Origin of the sequence: Bacillus sp. PSXD-155 (assembly GCF_049310765.1) — a bacterium.
Lineage (GTDB): Bacteria > Bacillota > Bacilli > Bacillales > Bacillaceae_G > Bacillus_A > Bacillus_A cereus.
The window spans coordinates 1-1,871 of the sequence record NZ_JBMOWC010000124.1; the positions used below are offsets into that span (position 1 = coordinate 1).

Below are 1,871 nucleotides of genomic sequence, written 5' to 3' on the forward strand. Positions count from 1 at the left end.
AATATAGGATAATTATAATCAGTAAAAGTAGAATCTTCATAAGGATCCGCTTTTACTGATTGTAATTGATTCGCACTATCTAGTAAAAATCCTATTTTCACCAAGTTAATATTTTCGAGTATCCTCAAAACGAAAGAACAAACCATAATCTTTATAGGGAGATAAAAAGCTTTTTATTTTTTGACTAATATCTTCTAAATTTCCATATATATTATCTGCGGCTAACTTAATTTCCTCATTAAAATTATACAGCTGTTCATCTACATAATCGAATCCCTCACAGCAATTATTATGTATCAAATCAGATATAAATGGTTGTATTTTCAATACATTTTCTTCATTTATCATAAATTCCTTCCATAACAGTCCCAGTATAATTTTTACGGGTGATTTTTTATCATACGTTCCTTTTATGTTTTTTAATTTAGATACAATATTAACTAACTTATCATTACTGGATAAAGCGACTTCTATAATTTCAATAGAAGGACTATCTAATGTTTCAATTGTATGATCAGCCCACTTGATTACTTCGGTTTTTGAAAATAAACCAATTTGTAACCCTATCCTCAAAACCTCAGCTATTACTTTTATATTAGCCATATATATAACTCCTTAGAATTTTTGATAATTATATACCACATTAACCTAAACCTCAAAAAGGGTATTGATATTTGGATTAAAACCAAAAACTAAGATAGAATTTCACCTGAAGAATAAATTATACTTTAAGTTGAATAAGGGGAATATTTGTTAAATAAAATAGTGTAATTTATAATTTCAGGGGCAGGTAATAAGGGAGCGAAGTTGGGATATCTAGTAGAGGAGGGTGTTATATGTATAACTGTAATCAATGTGGTACAGAAATGATTATGCAATTACAAGACAGATATAGAGAATTTTGCCCAAGATGTGAAGGTCTTAAACCAAGTAGCTTAGTATACTATAATTTATATGAATTACTAGATTATATGGAAGCAAACAATTATATGAATAAAGAAAATATGCTAAACAACTTTCTAAAGTGGGAGTTTGAGTTAACGAAGGGAAATATGTTTAAATTATATTTAGACTTAGATAGATATGATCAACCTGATGATGAGGGCCTTATAAAGCAATTAGAAGTTTATATGAAGGGGATTCGATTGAAATTAAATGTTAAATATGAGGATGACTATATCTGGATTAGGGTTAATTAGAAGTGATTCTATATGTGATGAGTATTATATAAAAAAATAGTAAGGGATAGAGAGGAGATTAATAGTAATGCAAGATTTACAAGAAGCAGTAATAAAATTTCGAGATGAGAGAAATTGGGAGCAGTTTCATAATGCTAAGGATTTAGCCATTTCATTAAACCTAGAAGCATCAGAATTGCTTGAAGTCTTTCAATGGAAGTCAAGTGAAGAAGCGACAGAAACAAAAATGCTAGAAATGAAGGAAGAAATAGCGGATGTAATGATTTATTTGCTTATGTTAAGTGATAAATTAAATATTGATTTAGAAGAGGCAGTTCATGCTAAATTACGCAAGAATGCAGAGAAATATCCAGTAGAAAAGGCGTTTGGATCTAATAAAAAATATGATGAACTATAGAAATGAAAAATAAAAATTGGGGCTGGATGATTATATACATAACTCAATCTCAATCGATTAGGTTTTTCACCTGATAATGGAATTTATAACATTAACACTCATTCTATTTAAGTGGTTGGATATACTGCGAAATTAAGGGATAGAAAAATAATCGATGTGATAAAAAAAGAAACGTTTTTGTTATATATATAAATTTAAAGGAATAATGTTGGTATAGCCCTATCTTGAATTTTTATTATATATAAAAAAACTTGATATTTTAAAGTTTTTAAAGA

The 1,871-nt window shown here is 28.1% G+C and carries 3 protein-coding genes; 2 read left to right on the forward strand and 1 reads right to left on the reverse strand.

What is annotated here, in order from left to right; translation table 11 throughout:
- Positions 1 to 105: 105 nt before the first annotated feature.
- The gene (locus ACO6VI_RS32905) at positions 106 to 603 is read right to left on the reverse strand and encodes a hypothetical protein (RefSeq protein WP_422425197.1); all 498 of its coding nucleotides are present in this window, start codon (positions 601 to 603) and stop codon (positions 106 to 108) included.
- A gap of 233 nt (positions 604 to 836) precedes the next feature.
- Between ACO6VI_RS32905 and ACO6VI_RS32910 the strand changes: the two genes are divergently transcribed.
- The gene (locus ACO6VI_RS32910; protein ID WP_422425199.1) at positions 837 to 1,199 is read left to right on the forward strand and encodes a hypothetical protein; all 363 of its coding nucleotides are present in this window, start codon (positions 837 to 839) and stop codon (positions 1,197 to 1,199) included.
- A 67-nt stretch (positions 1,200 to 1,266) separates the two neighbouring features.
- Positions 1,267 to 1,596 (forward strand): nucleotide pyrophosphohydrolase, encoded by a 330-nt coding sequence (locus tag ACO6VI_RS32915; protein ID WP_422425201.1) that lies wholly within the window; start codon positions 1,267 to 1,269, stop codon positions 1,594 to 1,596.
- Positions 1,597 to 1,871 lie beyond the last annotated feature (275 nt).